Annotated in this window: 18 protein-coding genes; 8 read left to right on the forward strand and 10 right to left on the reverse strand. The window is 62.9% G+C overall.

All coding sequences use genetic code 11. The annotated features are described in order from the left end of the window. Window positions 1-641 precede the first annotated feature (641 nt). From BN1133_RS12210 to treR, 6 genes are all read right to left on the reverse strand, one after another. Window positions 642-1,739 carry an ABC transporter substrate-binding protein gene (locus BN1133_RS12210; RefSeq protein ID WP_050666871.1) on the reverse strand — a complete coding sequence of 366 codons (1,098 nt, stop codon included), beginning with the start codon at window positions 1,737-1,739 and terminating at the stop codon, window positions 642-644. A 194-nt stretch (window positions 1,740-1,933) separates the two neighbouring features. Then, window positions 1,934-2,254: a hypothetical protein gene (locus BN1133_RS12215; RefSeq protein ID WP_050666801.1), complete on the reverse strand. Its 321-nt coding sequence runs from the start codon at window positions 2,252-2,254 to the stop codon at window positions 1,934-1,936. 314 nt (window positions 2,255-2,568) lie between these two features. Continuing rightward, a complete protein-coding gene (locus BN1133_RS12220; protein WP_050666802.1) occupies window positions 2,569-3,156 on the reverse strand; it encodes a sugar O-acetyltransferase in 588 nt (195 codons plus the stop codon). Continuing rightward, on the reverse strand, window positions 3,153-4,823 hold the full coding sequence (gene treC, locus BN1133_RS12225) for an alpha,alpha-phosphotrehalase (RefSeq protein WP_050666803.1): 1,671 nt from the start codon (window positions 4,821-4,823) through the stop codon (window positions 3,153-3,155). The genes BN1133_RS12220 and treC overlap by 4 nt, the downstream gene beginning before the upstream one ends. Before the next feature lie 67 nt (window positions 4,824-4,890). Beyond that, window positions 4,891-6,321: a PTS trehalose transporter subunit IIBC gene (treB, locus tag BN1133_RS12230; RefSeq protein ID WP_050666804.1), complete on the reverse strand. Its 1,431-nt coding sequence runs from the start codon at window positions 6,319-6,321 to the stop codon at window positions 4,891-4,893. Between the two features lie 158 nt (window positions 6,322-6,479). Further along, a complete protein-coding gene (gene treR / locus BN1133_RS12235) occupies window positions 6,480-7,430 on the reverse strand; it encodes a trehalose operon repressor TreR (protein ID WP_050666805.1) in 951 nt (316 codons plus the stop codon). Window positions 7,431-7,535: 105 nt separating this feature from the next. Between treR and BN1133_RS12240 the strand changes: the two genes are divergently transcribed. The 4 genes from BN1133_RS12240 to BN1133_RS12255 all read left to right on the forward strand — a co-directional run bounded on the left by BN1133_RS12240 (window position 7,536) and on the right by BN1133_RS12255 (window position 10,634). Then, complete coding sequence (locus tag BN1133_RS12240) at window positions 7,536-8,486, forward strand: AEC family transporter (protein WP_050666806.1); 951 nt, start codon at window positions 7,536-7,538, stop codon at window positions 8,484-8,486. Window positions 8,487-8,541: 55 nt separating this feature from the next. Further along, a complete protein-coding gene (locus BN1133_RS12245; protein ID WP_050666807.1) occupies window positions 8,542-8,736 on the forward strand; it encodes a heavy-metal-associated domain-containing protein in 195 nt (64 codons plus the stop codon). 133 nt (window positions 8,737-8,869) lie between these two features. Continuing rightward, window positions 8,870-9,928 carry an L-asparaginase 2 gene (gene ansB / locus BN1133_RS12250; RefSeq protein ID WP_050666808.1) on the forward strand — a complete coding sequence of 353 codons (1,059 nt, stop codon included), beginning with the start codon at window positions 8,870-8,872 and terminating at the stop codon, window positions 9,926-9,928. A 118-nt stretch (window positions 9,929-10,046) separates the two neighbouring features. Further along, window positions 10,047-10,634 (forward strand): superinfection exclusion B family protein, encoded by a 588-nt coding sequence (locus BN1133_RS12255; RefSeq protein ID WP_050666809.1) that lies wholly within the window; start codon window positions 10,047-10,049, stop codon window positions 10,632-10,634. A gap of 58 nt (window positions 10,635-10,692) precedes the next feature. Here BN1133_RS12255 and BN1133_RS12260 read toward each other — a convergent pair whose 3' ends face one another. The 4 genes from BN1133_RS12260 to BN1133_RS12275 all read right to left on the reverse strand — a co-directional run bounded on the left by BN1133_RS12260 (window position 10,693) and on the right by BN1133_RS12275 (window position 14,007). After that, window positions 10,693-10,941 (reverse strand): hypothetical protein, encoded by a 249-nt coding sequence (locus tag BN1133_RS12260; RefSeq protein WP_050666810.1) that lies wholly within the window; start codon window positions 10,939-10,941, stop codon window positions 10,693-10,695. 77 nt (window positions 10,942-11,018) lie between these two features. Further along, window positions 11,019-11,564, reverse strand: coding sequence for a peptidoglycan L,D-endopeptidase MepK (locus BN1133_RS12265; protein WP_050666811.1), 546 nt, complete (start codon window positions 11,562-11,564; stop codon window positions 11,019-11,021). A gap of 138 nt (window positions 11,565-11,702) precedes the next feature. Then, on the reverse strand, window positions 11,703-13,178 hold the full coding sequence (locus tag BN1133_RS12270; protein ID WP_050666812.1) for a L,D-transpeptidase family protein: 1,476 nt from the start codon (window positions 13,176-13,178) through the stop codon (window positions 11,703-11,705). Between the two features lie 43 nt (window positions 13,179-13,221). Continuing rightward, complete coding sequence (locus BN1133_RS12275) at window positions 13,222-14,007, reverse strand: substrate-binding periplasmic protein (RefSeq protein WP_050666813.1); 786 nt, start codon at window positions 14,005-14,007, stop codon at window positions 13,222-13,224. Between the two features lie 202 nt (window positions 14,008-14,209). On the opposite strand from BN1133_RS12275, the gene BN1133_RS12280 reads away from it, so the two are divergent. The 4 genes from BN1133_RS12280 (at window position 14,210) to BN1133_RS12295 (ending at window position 17,338) form a co-directional block, all read left to right on the forward strand. Then, a complete protein-coding gene (locus BN1133_RS12280) occupies window positions 14,210-14,743 on the forward strand; it encodes a hypothetical protein (protein WP_050666814.1) in 534 nt (177 codons plus the stop codon). A 92-nt stretch (window positions 14,744-14,835) separates the two neighbouring features. After that, window positions 14,836-15,825, forward strand: coding sequence for a glycosyltransferase family 2 protein (locus tag BN1133_RS12285; protein WP_050666815.1), 990 nt, complete (start codon window positions 14,836-14,838; stop codon window positions 15,823-15,825). Beyond that, on the forward strand, window positions 15,822-16,193 hold the full coding sequence (locus tag BN1133_RS12290) for a GtrA family protein (protein ID WP_050666816.1): 372 nt from the start codon (window positions 15,822-15,824) through the stop codon (window positions 16,191-16,193). Before BN1133_RS12285 ends, BN1133_RS12290 begins: the two co-directional genes overlap by 4 nt. After that, complete coding sequence (locus BN1133_RS12295; RefSeq protein WP_050666817.1) at window positions 16,193-17,338, forward strand: hypothetical protein; 1,146 nt, start codon at window positions 16,193-16,195, stop codon at window positions 17,336-17,338. The genes BN1133_RS12290 and BN1133_RS12295 overlap by 1 nt, the downstream gene beginning before the upstream one ends. Window positions 17,339-17,351 lie beyond the last annotated feature (13 nt).

Consider the following 17,351-nt stretch of genomic DNA (forward strand, 5'->3'; position numbering starts at 1 on the left):
CCCCCTCTGATTCGCCGAGGTGAAGCCATCAGGCCAGGTCGCGAGACAGGGATGTCGAGCGAGTGGCGGCGGGCCATGGACCAAATCGGATTAGGGCGAGCACGGCTCGATCCCGAGTTGGCGCGAGAACAAGGATGTTAGAAGCGGGCTTTGGCCGAAGCCATGGATGGCGAAGGCCAAAGGCCCGTCGGCGCGTGCCGTCGGCCTGATGACTGAAGCGAGGGCACTCGCCGAAGGAGAGCGAATCGGCGGGGGAGAAGACCTTTGGTGACTTTGGGTCTTTCCAAAGTCACTCGCCCCGGCCCGAAGGGCAGGCGAAACCCCTATGCGGCAAAGCCGCATCGAGATCCCAGTCGTAGGCCAGGAGCTCGACTGAGCGCCTCCAGGTGGGCTGGCGAAAAACTTCGAGGGCAGAGCCCTCGCGCTTCACTCACCCGATGCAATGCGCCGCACTGATTGCCCCCTCCCCCTATGCGGCAAAGCCGCATCGAGATCCCCGTCCTAGGCCAGGAGCTCGACCGGGCTCCCCGGGTGGGCTGGCGAAAAAGGTCGAGGGCCAAAAGCCCTCGCATCCTATACGGTCATGCCCCATCCACTCCCCAGAGAGCCCCCCCACCGAGCGCCGCAGCGTGGCCAATAGATCAGTTGGCCAGATCCCAGGGACAGACGCGGGAAGGGCTCTCCTTGCCGCTACTGGCCAGGGCCTGCTGCACCATCCGCTTGTAGCGATTCTTGATGTGTGCGGGCAGGGCCGGCACCAACAGCCGCTCGTCAAACTCGGGCAGGGCCCGCTCCGGCAAAACGGCTTGCTCCTCAGGGGTAAGAGGCGGTCTTGCCCCCATGTTGCTCCCCGACACTGTGGGAGTCCCCACCAACATGCGACTCTGCAGGGGGGCGCTGAGCAGAAAGTCGATCAGCAGATAAGCCGCCTTGAGGCGGTCAGGATCACTCTCCACATGACGGGCGATCGAGAGGGCATCGAGGGCATAGATGGCCCCCTCCCGCACCATGGCGATGCGCCACTGCTGGCCGTTTTGCCGGTTGCACTCCACCAGCTCCAGCCCCCAGGTGGTGGCGAGACGTTGGTGGCGCAGATCCTCACAGCGATTGGCCTGGTTAAACCAAAATCCCCGGCTTGCCTCGAGCCGACGGGTCAGCTGGCTTTCTACCTCGAGCTGCAAGGGGTTGTCGGCCAGCATCTCGCCGCTGGCAAAGAGAGCGGGTGACTTGCCAAGGGAGAGCAGTACCGAGAAGAGCAGAGGCTCGAACTGATCGCAGAAAACCGCAAACTGCCCCTTCCGAACCGGGTCGGCCAGCACCTGCCAACTGGTCGGCGGGTTGGGCTCCTGCTTGCTGTCATAGGCGAGGCTGAACATGGCATAGGAGAAGGGCACCGAATAGTTACGCTCCCCTTGCTTGTCATACTCGGTGTTTTTGAGGGCGGGCTTCACCTCTTTGTAGTGCTCGAGGCGCTCAGCGTCGATGGGCAGCAGCAGCTTGAACAGCGGCTGATGGTGGGCCTTGTAGAAGTAGCTGGTCGGCATCACCACATCGGCGCTGCGGGTGCGCAAGGCACGATAGACGCTGTCAAAGTCGGTGATCAGCGGCTCGACACGGCTCACCGTCGCCTCAACCCCCCGACTCCTGGCGTACTCGGCAAACTGCTGTTCATAGCCGGTAGGAAGATAGCCCCACTCCAGCAGCTTGAGCTGCACCGGGGCGGCCAATGCCGACCCCATACAAAACCAGGCCAACAAGGCGAAACTGCGCATGTTCACAACTCCAGGGAGAGACCCTTCAAGGAGTATAGGCCCTGCCATGACGAGGTGAGGCGCCACCACGCAGGGCATTCACCGCACACCATAGCAACAGGGAGGCCAAGGCCTCCCTGTTTTTGTGCCTGGCCCGAGCCGGATGACCGGCTCGCGGCGTCTTAGCGTTGACGGCCGTCGCCGATGCCATAGGGGATGCGGTAGTCACTGCTCTGATCCCCCAGGCTCACACTCAGGGTGCCCTGGGCACGGTAGGGCAGCGCTATCTGTTGGGTGCCCATGGTCCTGGCGGGGACGGAGGCCAACAGCTCACCGGCCGCATCGCGCACCTCGAGCGTGCTCGCCCCACTGATAGCGGCGGCGTCGTGCCACTTCACCATCAGCACTCCGGGTACGGCACTAAAATCGGCCGGCACCGACGCCTGGGCAACACCGGCGGTCATCAGGCCTGCTACGGCCAACAGTTTGATTGCGTGTCTCATGTTCGTTCTCTCTTGGTTTTATGTCATTGCCTGGGCCGACTCGGCCCGAATCAATGCATCCTTGCGAGAGTTCATTCAAATATTATGTTGCACCTTCACCGGTTAACCCTGACAGGCACAGCCGGTTACAACGCGCTATTTGGGCACCCGGCAATCCTGCCGAGGTGATATGGGGATACTAAGGGAGAGAGATGCGAGGTGTTAGCGAGATTAACTGGTTAGAATATTCAATAAATTTGATGTAGCCATACAGGAAGGATTCAGAAAACGCGGGCGACCGACCAAAGAGGGCAGGAGACCCTGCCCCCCTATCCTTATACCCCGGCCAACTCCTCAGCCGTCAGGGGACGCAGCACCCGGCAGGGGTTGCCGGCCGCCACCACGTTGGGGGGAATATCACGGGTCACCACTGAGCCTGCGCCGATGACGCTGTTCTCCCCGATGGTGACGCCGGGGCAGATGACGGCGGCGCCACCGACCCAGACGTTGTTGCCGATGCTCACCGGCTTGCCAAACTCGACCCCCTGAATGCGCGGGGCCACCGCCACCGGGTGAGCGGCGGTGTAGATCTGCACGTTGGGGGCGAGCAACACGTTATCGCCGATCCGGATCTCGCACACATCGAGCAGGGTGCAGCCGAAGTTGGCATAGAAGTTCTCACCCACCGAGATATTGGCCCCGTAGTCGCAGAAGAAGGGAGGCGTGATAAAGCAGCGCTGGCCCCGGCTCCCCAACAGGGTGGTGAGACGCGACTCCCACTCGGGGGCGTCGGTCCCCTCCCGGTTGATGAGCCCCAGCAGGGTGCGGCAGCGGGCCCGGGCCGAGACCAGCTCAGGCACCCCGGCATCATAGGGCTCGCCGGCCACCATCTTGCGCCACTCCGGGCTCTGCTTGTCGATCATAGGTTCTCCTCAATAAGCCATTGAATGGATTCATAGGGGCGCAGTCTACAGGATTGCGGCCGGGCCGGGCTGTCCGGATAGTTGGCGATCAATCGCTCGCCGCGCCCCTGGGGTATGCCTTCAGGCAGGGCAAAGTCCACCGCTTCACCATAGAAGTTGCTCACCACCAGCAGGGTCTGACCGTCGGCGCGGCGGGCATAGGCCCAGATCTTCGGGTGCCCCGCCAGCAGCTCCTGATAATCCCCGTGCGTGAAGATGGGATGACTCTTGCGCAGACGGATCAGATCCCGGTAGTGCCAGAACACCGAGCCCGGGTCGGCCAGGGCCGCCTCGGCATTGATCGCAGGATAGTTGGCGGCGGGCTTGAGCCAGGGGGTGCCGGCCGTGAAGCCCGCATTGGCCGCAGCGCGCCACTGCATCGGGGTACGCGAGTTGTCGCGAGACTTGGCGCCGAGAATGGCGAGGATCTCGGCCTCGCTCATCCCTTCGGCCTGCTTGATGGCGAAGATGTTGCGACTCTCCACGTCCTGATAGTCATCGATGCGCTGATAGCCGGGGTTGGTCATGCCGATCTCCTCCCCCTGATAGATGTAGGGGGTGCCCTGCAAGCCGTGCAGTGTGCTGGCCAGCATCTTGGCCGCCACCACCCTGTGCTCGCCCTCGTCACCGAAGCGGGAGACGATACGCGGCTGGTCGTGATTGCACCAGAACAGGGCCGACCAGGCCTTGCCGTGCATGCCGCTCTGCCAGTGGTTGAAGATGCGCTTGAGTGCGAGGAAATCGAATGGCGCCTGGGTCCACTTGTCGCCACCCGGATAATCCACCTTCAGATGGTGGAAGTTGAACACCATGGAGAGCTCGGAGCCATCCCGCGCGCCATAGCGCTGGCAGTGCTCGAGCGTGGTAGAGGACATCTCCCCCACCGTCATGGCACCCACCGGGGCAAACAGGTCGCGACTCAGGTCCTGCAAAAATTCGTGGATGCGCGGCCCGTCGGTGTAGAAGCGGCGGCCATCGCCACTGTCGTCGCTCGGGAACGCTTGATCCTTGGAGATGAGGTTGATGACGTCGAGGCGAAAACCGTCCACTCCCTTGTTCGCCCAGAAGTGGATGATGTTTTTCACCTCGGCGCGCACGGCCGGGTTCTCCCAGTTGAGATCCGCCTGCTCGCGGGCAAACAGGTGCAGGTAGTACTGGCCGGTGGCCTTATCCAGCTCCCAGGCGCTGCCGCCAAACTTGGATTGCCAGTTGTTGGGCACGCCACCGCCCACCGGGTCTTTCCAGATGTAGTAGTCGCGGTAGGGGCTGCTTTTGTCCCCCAGCGCCGACTTGAACCAGGCGTGCTCGGTGGAGGTGTGGTTCACCACGATATCCATCACGATGCGAATGTCGCGCGCGTGGGCGGCGGCCAAGAGCGCCTCGAAATCGGCCATGGTGCCGTAAGCCGGGTCAATGGCAAGGTAGTCGGCGATGTCGTAGCCGTTGTCCACCTGCGGCGAGACGTAGACCGGGGTCAGCCAGAGGGCGTCGACGCCGAGGGTCTTGAGATAGTCGAGGCGGGCCATGATCCCCTTGAGATCGCCAGTGCCGCGCGCGCCACTGTCCTGAAAACTCTTGGGGTAGATCTGGTAAATCACGGCGCTCTGCCACCAGGGTGTTTGGCTCATGGGTCTTGCTCTTGTCTCGAATAAAAAGGGAGAGGGCGACCCCGGCGGGTCGCCCTGATGCGTGGGGTCAGGCGCTGGCCAGCGCCAGCTTGCCGGCCGCCTGCTGGCGCCGGTAAACCAGCAGGGTCAGCACCACAGGCACGACGATGGCCACCAGCATGGCCACGGCATAGACGGCCCAGTATTGGGGCTGGATGGAGAGGATGCCCGGCAGGCCCCCTACCCCGATGCCGTTGGCCATCACCCCGGCGAAGCCGCAGATGAGGGCCGCCAGGCTCGAGCCCACCATGGCACACAGCATGGGGAACTTGTACTTGAGGTTGATGCCGTACATGGCCGGCTCGGTCACCCCCAGGTAGGCGGAGATGGCGGCGGGCACCGAGATCTCGCGCTCGTTCTCCTTGCGGCTGATCAGGATGATGCCGACCACCGCAGAGGCCTGGGCGATGTTGGAGAGGGCGATCAGCGGCCAGATGGGGGTGCCACCCATGCTCTGCATCAGTTGCAGATCCACCGCGTTGGTGGTGTGGTGGATGCCGGTGATGACCAGGGGCGCGTAGAGAAAGCCAAACAGGGCGGCGCCGATGGGGGCAAAGGAGCCGGTCATGGCGGCCTTGGCGGCAAGGCCGACCCCGTCACCCAGCCAGCGACCGAACGGACCGATAAAGGCGTGGGCCACGATCACCGCCAGCAGCAGGGAGACGAAGGGGACTATGACCAGGTAGAGGTAGGCCGGGATGATCCGCTTGAGATTGGTCTCCACCCAGGCGAGGAAAACACCCGCCAGCAGGGCCGGGATGACCTGGGCCTGATAACCCACCTTCTGGATGACGAAGAGGCCAAAGTCCCACACCTCGGGGGTCTGCTGACCGATGCCGTAGGCGTTCATCAGCTGGGGCGACACCAGCGTGATACCCAGCACTATGCCCAGGATCTCGGAGCCGCCCATCTTCTTGACCGCCGACCAGCAGACGCCCACCGGCAGGAAGTGGAAGATGGCCTCGCCCAGCAGCCAGAGGAAGGCGTGCACCTGAGCCCAGAACTGGCTGATCTCGGTGAGGGTGCGGGTGCCGTCGTCGAACATCTTGATGTCGCCGATGACGTTGCGAAAACCCAGGATCAGACCGCCGGTGATGATGGCCGGCAACAGGGGCACGAAGATCTCCGCCAGGTGGGAGATGCCGCGCTCCAGCGGATTCATGTTCTGGCGCGCCGCCTGCTTGGCGGCCTCCTTGCTGCCGCCGCTGACACCGATCTCTTCGGTCAGCGCCTGATACCACTGCTCCACCTCGTTGCCGATGACCACCTGGAACTGGCCGCCCTGGGTGAAGCTCCCCTTCACCGCCGGGATGGTCTCGATGGCCTTGCTGTCGGCCTTGGCCGGATCGTTCAGGACGAAGCGCAACCGGGTCAGGCAGTGGCTGACGGTGGCGATGTTCTCCTTGCCGCCGATCTTGTCGATAAGCGTGGCCAGGTGCTGGGTGTTGATCTTGGTCATCGGGTCTTCCCTCTGTGACGCCGCATGGTGTGCATTACCCTGTGGGCTGGTTTTTGGAATCGTTCCCAAACACCATGAGGCAGAAGTTCCTCCGCATCAATGGGAACGTTCCCAGTTTGGGGTTATGGTCACAAAAAGCGCAGCCTGCCCTGCGGGTTTCAACGCCAGGTCAGGCTGGGGGCGATGGTGGCGTGGGGGGGGTGACCAGACTCGATCTGTCCCAGCAACTGGCACGCGGCCTGCACGCCGGCCCCCTTGTAGCCGAGATCCAGGCTCTGTGCGTTGGGAAACAGGAAACCGAGCAGGGGGTTGTTACCCAGGCCGGTGACCCGCACCTCGCTGCGCCCCTGCTCTTGCAGGTACTTGGCGGCGCCGATGGCCAGGGTGTCGCTGGCGCAGACCAGGGCCCGGGTGGCCGGCGTGAGCAGCTCGGCGGCCAGGCGATAACCGCTCTGGTGGGAGAGATCCCCGAGCGCCAGCCGAGGGGTCAGGCCGTGCTCGGCGCAACAACTCAGGTAGGCATCGCGCCGCCGCGCTCCGGTGGTGAGATCCGCCTCGTCCACCCCCAGATAGGCTATCTCGCGCACGCCGTCGGCGAGCAAGCCTCCCATCATGGTGCGGATGGCCCCCTCGTCGTCGAAGCAGACCGAGGAGAAGCCCGGCGCCTCGCGCGCCACCAGCACCAGCTTATCCCGATACGGACTCATGGCGCCGTAGTCGAGATCGTTAAAGGCAAACAGAATGATGCCATCCACCCCGCGCCGCTCCAGCACCGCCAGGTGCTCCTCGACCTTGGCGGGAGAGAACTTGCTCTCCATCAGCACGGCGTCGTACCCCTCGCCGTAGAGGGTCTCGAGCATGCCGCGCACCGCCTGGTTCTCCGAGCCCGAGTCGAGGCGCGAGACGATGATGCCGACCACCCTCTGGCTCTGGCTGCGCATGGCGCGTGCCGACTTGCTCGGGGTGAAACCGTGCCGGGCGATCACCTGCTCGACCCGCACCCGAGTCTCCTCCTTGACCCTGGGATCGCGGTTCAATACCCGGGAGACGGTCGACTTGCCGACCCCGCAGAGGCGGGCGATATCGAGGATGGTGAGCTTCTTTTCCATGGGCAGCACTGATGGGAGGGGAAGGGCCCTATTGTTGTGATTTGCCCCCGCAAAAACAAGCCGTTGGGGTTAGAATGGACGCTCCCCACTGCCCAGGACAGGACGATGGATCTGCTCGCCAGCCTGAACTTCTCCCTCTCCATTACCGGCCCCATCTGCCTGGTGCTGCTGCTCGGCATCGCCCTCAAGCGGCTGGGGCTGCTGCCCGAGAGCTTTATCGAGTCGGCCTCGCGCCTGGTGTTTCAGGTCACCCTGCCGGCGCTTCTGTTCCTCAGCATGGTACGCACCGATTTTGCCTCCATGCCGAGCCCCTGGCTCATCGTCTACGGCCTGCTCGGTACCCTCGCCGGCTTCCTGCTGCTGGAGTGGCTGGCGGCGCGCTGCATCGCCGCCCGCGCCCTGCGCGGCATCTTCGTGCAGGGGAGCTTTCGCGGCAACATGGGGATCATGGGGCTGGCCTTCGTGCAAAACGCCTACGGTCCCGAGGGGATCGGCGCCGCCGCCCTCTATGTGGGGGCGGTCACCGTCCTCTATAACATCCTCGCCGTCATTACCCTGACCCGCAGCCTGGGGGGCGGGCACGGCGCTCGCGCCATCCTCAAGGGGATCGCCAAAAACCCCCTTATCATCGCCATCCTCTCGGCCCTCCCCTTCGGCCTGCTCGGGGTCGAACTGCCGCCCCTGCTGCTCACCACCGGCAACTACTTTGCCAACATGACCCTGCCCCTGGCCCTGCTCTGCACCGGCGCCAGCCTCAACCTGCAGGCCCTGCGTGGCGGGGCTTTGCTCACCGGCTGGGCCACCGCCAACCGCCTGTTGCTGTTCCCCCTGCTGATGGTGAGCGGCGCCGCCCTGCTCGGTTTCAACCATCAGGCCCTCGGCATCCTGTTTCTGGTGAGCTCGACCCCGACCGCCGCCGCCAGCTATGTGATGACCCGTGCCATGGGCGGCGACAGCGCCCTGGCCGCCAGCATCATCGCCGTCACCACCCTGGGCTCGCTGGTCACCACCAGCCTGGGGGCCGCCCTGATGAACTATCTGGGTCTGATGACTTGACCTTGCCCCGACCGGCAGGAAGAGGATGGCCGGGTTACCCACAGGAGGAAGCACGATGATCGAATTGAAGGTTGAGGGGATGTCCTGCGGCGGCTGCGCCGCCTCGCTGGAGCGAGCCCTGGGCGCCCAGCCCGGCGTCACCGCCGTGAAGGTGGATTTTGCCAGCGCCACCGCCCGTATCGAGGGAGAGGTGGAGCCCACCGCCCTGGTGGCCCTCATCGAAGCCCAGGGGTTTCATGCCCACCTATAACACCACTTTATAGGTATAAAATAGGTTAAAGTTCTGTATCAACCTGTTCTTTGGTGAGTTTACTCACAATAAACCGGATATACATGAGCAAAAATGCTGCGGTCTTTCACCATCACAATAAGGAAGTCGCAGCATGTCCCTACCCCTTCGCAAGAGCCTGATCGCCGCCGTTCTCGGCATGACCCTCTCCCCGCTGGCCTTCGCCCTGCCGAGCGTGCATATCCTGGCCACCGGCGGCACCATCGCCGGCGCCGGCCAGTCTGCCACCCAGTCCAACTACGAGGCGGGTAAGGTCGCCATCGAGACCCTGATCGCCGCCGTGCCCGAGATGAAGAAGGTGGCCGACGTACAGGGGGAGCAGGTGGTCAAGATCGGCTCCCAGGACATGAATGACGAGGTGTGGCTGAAGCTTGCCAAGCGGGTCAACGAGCTGCTGGCCAAGGATGACGTGGACGGCATCGTCATCACCCACGGCACCGACACCATGGAAGAGACCGCCTACTTCCTGAACCTCACCGTCAAGAGCGACAAGCCGGTGGTGCTGGTCGGCGCCATGCGCCCCTCCACCGCCATGAGTGCCGACGGCCCCATGAACCTCTACAACGCCGTGGTCACCGCCTCCGACCCCGCCTCCAAGGGGCGCGGCGTCATGGTCGCCATGAACGACACCGTACTCGACGCCCGTGACGTCACCAAGACCAACACCACAGGGGTGCAGACCTTTGCCTCCCCCAACTTTGGCCCGCTCGGTTACATCCACAACGGCAAGATCGACTATCAGCGCACGCCGGCCCGGCTGCACACCAGCCAGACTCCGTTCGACGTGAGCAAGCTCGACAAGCTGCCCCGGGTCGGCATCGTCTACAGCTATGCCAACGCCTCGGATCTGCCGGCCAAGGCTCTGGTCGACGCCAAGTTCGATGGCATCGTCAGCGCCGGGGTGGGCAACGGCAACCTCTACCACACCCTGTTCGACACCCTGGCCAAGGCCAGCGAGAAGGGGATCCGCGTGGTGCGCTCGGCCCGCGTACCGACCGGCTCCACCACCCTGGATGCGGAGATCGATGACGCCAAGTACGGCTTCGTCGCCGCCGAGAGCCTCAACCCGCAGAAGGCGCGGGTGCTGTTGATGCTCTCCCTCACCCAGACCCAGGATCCCAAGCAGATCCAGCACTACTTCCAGCAGTACTAAACGACCAGGGCGGCGCGAGGGCGGGCCTGTCCCGCCCTCTCTTTTTGGGGTGTCAAAAACAAATTGGCACACCCTTTGCTGAAGTGGGTCCAGGTGCCATCGTTTGGAAGGACATGAGATGAGACGCTGGATCCAACATTTTCACCAACTGGTTCAACTCAACTGGGTCATGACCTGGCTGCTGCTCACCTGCAGCCTGATCCTAATCTTCCCCGAAGGGGTCATGAACGGTGCCGTGAGCCGCTGGGCCGAGGCCTATGCGGGCTGGCTGGGGGTAGGCATGCTGATTGCCCTCTCCTACTTCGCCAGTCAGGGGCTGCTTATCGCCTGGGAATATCTGTGCGAGGAGTGGCAAGAGCGGCGCCAGCAGAGCAACATGGAGCAGACCATCACCTTTCTCGACTTCAACGAGAAGGCGGTACTGCGCGAGTTCGTGCTGCAGCGCAAGAGCGTCATTAATCTGCCGATCACCGAGCCGGCCGTCAAAAACCTGATGGACGCCGGGATCCTCACCTTCGCCTATGGCAAGCCCAATCGGGAGAAGGATGACGAGAACCAGATCCGCGCCCTGATGATCGCCCTGCCGGCACGCCCCCTGCTCACCTACAAGGTGCTGGGGTTGTCGCGCGGCAAGATGAGCGAGGAGCAGGTAGAGCAGATCATGAGCGCCCGCCCCAAGTTTGCCCAGAAGGGCCTCTCCCGCTGATCCCCCATGCAAAAAAGCCGACACCTTGCGGGTGTCGGCTTTTTGGTCTCCTGCCGGACTAGTTGAGTCCCTTGGAGCTGAACAGCGCCGCCTTGCCGGCGATGAATCCCACCTGGATCTGCCTGTCGTCATTTCCCCACAGGCAGTTGGAGGCACCCAATGCCTCATCACAGCGCTCCGCCTTGCCCAATACGGCACTCACCTCTTGGTAACTCATTCCCAGCTTCAGTTGATCGTAGTGGGCCTTGTCGAGCTTGCTGCAACCTGCCAGCAGCACTACCAGGCCCAGCGCCAGCGTCATACGCATAAGAGGCTCCTCGTTGCATCCCGTGCAGGAGAGTAAGGGGGGAGAAGAAAAGATGCCAGCCCAGGGCGGGGGAAAGGTCACCAGTGACGGGCAGGACCTGTGTCGAGGTGAACGAAGTTGTCGCCAGGGTAGTAGCCGACGCCCCCCACCCTCAGTTGCAGGGCGGCCTGGCGCAGGTGGGCAAGCGGCACCCCCGGCATGCGGACATCCACCGCCTGACCGAGCATGTGGTAGCTGCGCTTGGCGACCCCCCTGCTGCGACGCTGCTTCTGGCGATTGGTGGCTGGCGAACGGTAACCCGAGATAAGCTCGATACGCCCCTTGCGACCCAGCTTGTGTTGCAGGAGATAGAGCTGATCGAACAGCTTGCGATCGATGGCAAACACCTCGTTGCGGCGATAGTCGCGAAAGATGTGGTTGAGCTCTTCCAGGCCGTCTTGCAGGTAGCGACCATTCTCCCAGTAGCTCGCCTCTATCTGTTCGCCCGTGTTGAGGTTGTGGACGGTGAGGGCGCGGTGGCTGGTGCTGCGGCTGGCCAGAGCGCTCTGCGGCAACAGACCGGCCGTCAGCAGGCAGCCCGTCCCCAGCAGCAGTTGACGACGACTCATCCCTTTATCCAGCATCTCCCTCTTTCCTCCCGTTCAAACAACCGTCTGACACTACCCGTCCGCTCGCCGGGGTGTCAAACCGACTGCTCATAAAATGACACCCGGGTAGCCCCGGGTGTCTCGAAGTGTGAATCCCCTCACGCCCCTTTGGGCCTAGAGAATTCGTTTGAAGCTGCCTTTATCGAAGCCATAGATGTCGTTGCGAAAGTGCTGTACCCCCTCCCCATCGACCCAGCTGCTCCAGTAGACGGTGAAAACGGGAATCGGGTTGGCCAGGGGCATCCAGCGGGTAGTGGTCTCCTTGAGCAATCCCTTGATCTCCTCCCTCTTGCGCGGTGTTGGCGCCAGCAACAGCTCGGCCAGGCTCTCGGCCTTCTCGACCCGAACACAACCCGAGCTCAGGGCCCGGGCCCCCTGCTCGAACAACCCCATCTTGGGCGTGGAGTGGAGGTAGATGGCATCGTTATTGGGCAGGTAGAACTTGTAGCGACCCAGGGCATTGTGATCCCCCGGCTTCTGCCGCAGACGATAGGGGAAACCGGAGGCGAGAGCGTGGCTCCACCCCTCGGGGGAGAAGGCGACCGGATTGCCCTCCCCGTCGATCACCTCGAGCTGCTGCTTGGCCAGGTAGTCGGGATCCTTGGCCAGCTTGGGCAGTATGTCCTTCTTCATGATGGAGCGGGGCACATGCCAGGCGGGGTTGATCACCACAGAGCGGATCTCGCTGGCCAGGATCGGCGTGGCCCGCAATTGCTGGCCGACGATGACCCGGCTGGTGAAGATCTCGCTGCCCTTCTCCACCACGCTCAGGCGGTAGTCGGGAATATTGACCAGCACATAACGCTGCTCGGGCAGGCGGTCAACCACATCACGGCGCCACAGGTTGCGCAGCAGCAGGCGGGCGCGGGACTCGGGGTCGGTGTTGAGCCACTGCTGGGTCTGCCGCCCGATGACGCCGTCGACGGTCAGACCGTGGCGAGACTGGAAAGCCTTGACCGCCTGCAGGGTGTCGCCATTGTAGAACGCTTCACTGGCGTGGGCCGAAGGCAGGTCCCCCAGCTCCACCAGTATCTTGCGGATCTCGGGCAGGGAGGGAGAGCTCTCCCCCTCGCGCAGGGTCGGAATGGCGACTCTCGGCCACTCGGTGGCCAGGGGCATGGCCACCAGCTTCTGCACTTCCCGGCGCACCGCCTCATACTCGGCGACCGCAGGGCGCAGGGCAAACACCCACTCGTGCAGACTCTGCCCGGTCTGATGGGGCAGTGGCTTGGAGAGATCCAGGGTCATGCTCCCGATCTGCTCTCGGGAGACGAAGTCGAGACCGCGCCACATCTGCTGGAAGCGGGTGAGCTTGATGAGCGCCTCGTCGTAGACGGGGCCTCTGTGTCCCTCCGCTGTGGCAGCGAGCTGCCGCCAGAGACGGACGAAATCGGGGTGCAACTGTGCCAGTGCGGCCTCAAACAGCTGCTGCTGCAGCTCCTCACGCGCCTCATCCTCGGCGCCCCAGTTGTGGGAGAGGCGCTCTGCCGCCTCCACCACGGGTGATGTCTCATCCGCCAAAGCGGCAGTGGCAGGCCAGCATCCGAGCCAGATCACGTTGACCAGAGCCAGCCAGAACCTCATTCCCATAGATACCTCAACAACACACAGTGGCCGCGACAGACTCCTCCCGTCACGGTTCGGATCGAATCGCCTCGGGGAAGTAGCGGCGCAAGAGCGCATCATACTCCGGGCTGGCCATAAAGACAGCCAGCTCCTGGTTGAAGCGGGCCACCTCCGAAGGGTCAAAACGCTGCTTGCTCATCATGAAACGAGCCGGCATGACAAATATCGGTTCCGAAAAGGGCACTATCTTGCCGAGCAGCCCCTCCTGATGCAACGCCCATCGGGTGGCCAACGCATCCCCGAGAAAGCCGTCGATACGCCCGCGCATCAACTTGCCGTAGTTTTGCGATTCATCCACCAGGGCGCTGATCCGATCCGGGTAACGGGCCACCAGGTTGGCAACCTCGGCGCCATAATAGAACTCCTTGGTGATGCCGAGACGGTGCCCCGCCGCCAGCCAGGCAGGAAGTGAACCATCGTCAAACTGGGCATCCCTGCGCACCCAGAGCATCGTCTTGCCTGGGCTATAGGGCTCGGAAAACCAGGCATAGCGCGATCGCTCATCATTGATAAAGGCCTCCATGGCGATGCTGAGCTCACCGATCTCCAACTCCTGCAGGTTGCGTTTCCAGGGTCGCTCGATAAACGTCACCTCGCACCCCAGCCGCCGGGCGACCCCCTGTAACACCTCAACCCCGTAACCCTGCATCGTCGCATCGGCGCCACGAAAGTGATACGGCGGCCATTGGTCATACCCCACCCGCCAGGGGGTGTCGCACAGCGCCCATCCCTGAGCACTGAAACACCCCCAGAGCCAGGCCCCCAGGATCCCTCTCTTGATACCTATTCCCATTCGTCGACTCTCTGCCTCCATGGCTGTCTCTGCCTGCATCATCAGGCCGCGGCAGGCGCTATTGGGCACGCCTGAATGACACAATAATTTGGTTAAAGGGCGAGCAAAATTTATTTTTGTGATCCACTATGCTTTTTCCATAAATTGATTAGCATGTGCGCTGAAAGGCCCTCCCCGGCACATTCAGTTATCGAGAGTTGTCATGTACAGAAAAGTTGGCTTCGCCTCTGCCATCCTGGCCCTGAGCGGTTTCTATCTCTACACCCTCTACCTGGCCGCCCACCCGCAGGTCAGCCTCTCCTATCGTCTCTATTATATGGAAGGCAAGACCCGCTTCTGGGAACACAACTCCGACATGGTTTACCACGCCGGCAACGAGCTCAATCTGAGCAAGCCGAGTCGCTTCCTCTCCCGGGAGGGGTGGGCAACCAAACCCAACGCCGCCGGTACCCGGCTCGAGGGTCAGGGGGGACTCTACTTTGTCCTGCCCAAACAGCCCGACCAGCTCACCGTGCTGGCCAAGGTAGAGAGCCCCAAGGCGGGCACTCTGGTCAAGGTAGCCCTGGGGCACGACTGGAGCACCACGGTCAAGCTGGCCAAGGAGGGACTCAACGAGATTCGCCTCAACCTGCCGGGCCAGTTGCTCAGCGCCGATCCCTCGCACCCCAACTTCCTGGCCATCTCCACCCCGGAGCCGCTCAACGTTCACTCGCTGCAGATGAAAGTGGCCCAATAATCACGGCCGGCCCCACCGGGGCCGGCAAGCTTCACCCGGTTCAGCACAACGTCACACAATAAGCGCTATCCGCCAAAATAAGGATGTCACCCATGTCGAATACTTCTTTCCGACTCTCCTTGGTCGTCCCCGTGTACAACGAGGAAGAGAGTATCGATGCCTTCATCGCCGCCATCGACAACGAGCTCGCCCCCCTCAAGGAGCAGCTGGAGATCGTCTTCGTCAACGATGGCAGCCGTGACCGCACCCGTGAAGTGGTCGAGCAGGCAATTGCCCGCGACCCGCGCGTCACCCTGGTCAACCTGGCCCGCAACTTCGGCAAGGAGGCGGCGCTGACCGCCGGTCTGCATCACGCCCAGGGGGATGCGGTGGTGCCCATGGACGTGGACCTGCAAGATCCGCCTGCCCTCATCCTCGAGTTCGTCAAGCTGTGGCAGAGCGGTGACTACGATACCGTCTACGGCATCCGGGTCGATCGCAGCGCCGATACCCCCTTGAAGCGCCTCACCGCCGGCGGCTTCTACCGCTTCTTCAACGCCCTCTCCACCCAGACCAAGTTGCCGGAGAATGCGGGGGACTTCCGCCTCATCGACCGTCGCGTGGTCGAGGCGATCAAGCAGTTGCCCGAGCGCAACCGCTTCATGAAGGGGCTCTTTGCCTGGGCGGGCTTTCGCTCCGTGGGCGTTCCCTATGAGCGTCCGGCCCGCCACGCCGGCGAGACCAAGTTCAACTACTGGAAGCTGTGGAACTTCGCCCTCGACGGTCTGCTGAGCTTCTCCAGCTGGCCCCTGCGGGTGTGGAGCTATGTGGGGGTCACCATCTCCCTGTTCGCCTTCCTCTACATCATCAAGATCGTCACCCAGGTGCTCTTCTTCGGCATCGACGTGCCCGGTTATGCCTCCCTGATGTCGGTGGTGCTGTTCCTCGGTGGCATCCAGCTCATCTCCCTCGGGGTGATCGGTGAGTACATCGGCCGCATGTTTGTCGAAGTCAAACAGCGCCCTGTCTACCTCATCGAAGGCGTCTACGGTGAGTATGCCCGCCGTGCCGCCGAGAGCGACGAGGAGCAGGGCGCCGCATGATCTCCCGTGATGAGTTCTGGCGTCTGGTACGCTTTGGCTTCGTCGGTGGTGGCGCCACCCTGGTGGATCTGGGCACCTCGTTCGCCCTCTTCCACCTCTGGCCCGGCATCTCTGAGCATCTGGTGACCACCTTGGCCTTCGCCGTGGCCTTCTGGTTCTCCTTCTTCGGCCACCGCTACATCACCTTCCAGAAACAGGGTGCCGCCAGCAAGTTTCTGCTGGTCGCCCTCTTCTCCCTGGCGGTGCGCAACCTGATCCTCAGTGCCTTGCTGTGGGGTGGCCTGGCGGGCCTCTTGCCGGTGGTGATAGCGACCCTGACCGTGACCGTACTGACCTATCTTCTCTCCCGAATCTGGGTGTTTGCCTGATGAGTGACCTTGCACTGACGGGGCCCTACCGCCCCTCCCTGCGACTCAGCCGCCAGGATTGGTGGCTGGTGATTGCCGCCTTCCTGCTGAGCCGCATCGCCCTCTATGGATTGGCCTATGCCGGCGTCCAGCTCTACGGTAACCCCGAGCTGGGACCGCTCCAGGCCTATTGCCAGTTCGACTGCGTCTGGTTCATGCGCATCATAGAGAACGGCTACGATCTCTATCCCCGCTGGCTGAGCAAGGGCAATGCCGCCAACTGGGCCTTCATGCCTCTCTATCCCATGCTGAGCAGCCTGGTCTCGGACCTGCTCGGGGGCGACTCCCTGACCGCCCTGATGCTGGTCGCCAACCTTGCCTTCTTCCTCGCCCTGCCAGCCATGCTGCTGGTACTTCGCCAGCTCAAACTGAGCGAAGGGAGTGCCCGCTTCGGGGTCTGGCTGCTGGCCTTCTCCCCCTTCTCGGCCTACTTCGTCTCGGGCTATACCGAGCCCATGTTCATGCTGTTTATGCTGCTCATGTTCCTGTTTGCCTACCGGCAGCAGTGGATCCTGGTCGGCCTCATCGGTGTGCTCATCTCGGGGACCCGCAACCTCGGCGTCATGATGGTCTTCCCGGTGCTGATCCTGGCCCTGCAGGCCTACGGCTGGCGCGAGTTCTTCCGCTTTACCGAGAACGCCTTCAAGGTGGTCTTTGCCCTCTGGATGATCCCCCTTGGCCTGTTTGCCTACATGTTCTATCTCTACCACCTCACCGGTGATGCCTTCGCCTTCAAACATATCCAGGTGGCATGGGGACGGGGGATGGACAACCCTATCGACTGGTGGCTGACCGGCTTCGAGCTGGGGGGGCGCAAACTCTATCTCTCCATCATGGTGATGTTCGGTTGGGCCCTGAACCTCTGGCTCTTCAGCCAGAAGCGCTGGGCAGAGGGGACCCTGATGTTTATCTGCTGCACCATCCCCCTGATGACGGGCCTCAACGCCATACCGCGTTACATGTTTGGCCTCTACCCGACCCTGCTGGCCATCGTCCTCATCACCGAGCGCTGGCCGGCCATTCGCCCCGCCGTGCTGGCCGTGAGCGGCATGGTGGCCTCTTTTATCGCCATCGCCTTCGTCAACGCCAAGTTCTTTACCGTCTAAACCAAAGCGGGGT

This window comes from Aeromonas schubertii (genome assembly GCF_000820105.1).
GTDB lineage: Bacteria > Pseudomonadota > Gammaproteobacteria > Enterobacterales > Aeromonadaceae > Aeromonas > Aeromonas schubertii.

Coding starts and splice junctions, on each gene's coding strand:
- ansB (WP_050666808.1), top strand. CDS start 8,870: ATGTCCCTACCCCTTCGCAAGAGCCTGATCGCCGCCGTTCTCGGCATG.
- treC (WP_050666803.1), bottom strand. CDS start 4,823: ATGAGCCAAACACCCTGGTGGCAGAGCGCCGTGATTTACCAGATCTAC.
- treR (WP_050666805.1), bottom strand. CDS start 7,430: ATGGAAAAGAAGCTCACCATCCTCGATATCGCCCGCCTCTGCGGGGTC.
- BN1133_RS12210 (WP_050666871.1), bottom strand. CDS start 1,739: ATGGGGTCGGCATTGGCCGCCCCGGTGCAGCTCAAGCTGCTGGAGTGG.
- BN1133_RS12270 (WP_050666812.1), bottom strand. CDS start 13,178: ATGGGAATGAGGTTCTGGCTGGCTCTGGTCAACGTGATCTGGCTCGGA.
- BN1133_RS12285 (WP_050666815.1), top strand. CDS start 14,836: ATGTCGAATACTTCTTTCCGACTCTCCTTGGTCGTCCCCGTGTACAAC.
- BN1133_RS12220 (WP_050666802.1), bottom strand. CDS start 3,156: ATGATCGACAAGCAGAGCCCGGAGTGGCGCAAGATGGTGGCCGGCGAG.
- BN1133_RS12255 (WP_050666809.1), top strand. CDS start 10,047: ATGAGACGCTGGATCCAACATTTTCACCAACTGGTTCAACTCAACTGG.
- BN1133_RS12245 (WP_050666807.1), top strand. CDS start 8,542: ATGATCGAATTGAAGGTTGAGGGGATGTCCTGCGGCGGCTGCGCCGCC.
- BN1133_RS12280 (WP_050666814.1), top strand. CDS start 14,210: ATGTACAGAAAAGTTGGCTTCGCCTCTGCCATCCTGGCCCTGAGCGGT.
- BN1133_RS12265 (WP_050666811.1), bottom strand. CDS start 11,564: ATGCTGGATAAAGGGATGAGTCGTCGTCAACTGCTGCTGGGGACGGGC.
- BN1133_RS12260 (WP_050666810.1), bottom strand. CDS start 10,941: ATGCGTATGACGCTGGCGCTGGGCCTGGTAGTGCTGCTGGCAGGTTGC.
- BN1133_RS12275 (WP_050666813.1), bottom strand. CDS start 14,007: ATGGGAATAGGTATCAAGAGAGGGATCCTGGGGGCCTGGCTCTGGGGG.
- BN1133_RS12295 (WP_050666817.1), top strand. CDS start 16,193: ATGAGTGACCTTGCACTGACGGGGCCCTACCGCCCCTCCCTGCGACTC.
- BN1133_RS12215 (WP_050666801.1), bottom strand. CDS start 2,254: ATGAGACACGCAATCAAACTGTTGGCCGTAGCAGGCCTGATGACCGCC.
- BN1133_RS12240 (WP_050666806.1), top strand. CDS start 7,536: ATGGATCTGCTCGCCAGCCTGAACTTCTCCCTCTCCATTACCGGCCCC.
- BN1133_RS12290 (WP_050666816.1), top strand. CDS start 15,822: ATGATCTCCCGTGATGAGTTCTGGCGTCTGGTACGCTTTGGCTTCGTC.
- treB (WP_050666804.1), bottom strand. CDS start 6,321: ATGACCAAGATCAACACCCAGCACCTGGCCACGCTTATCGACAAGATC.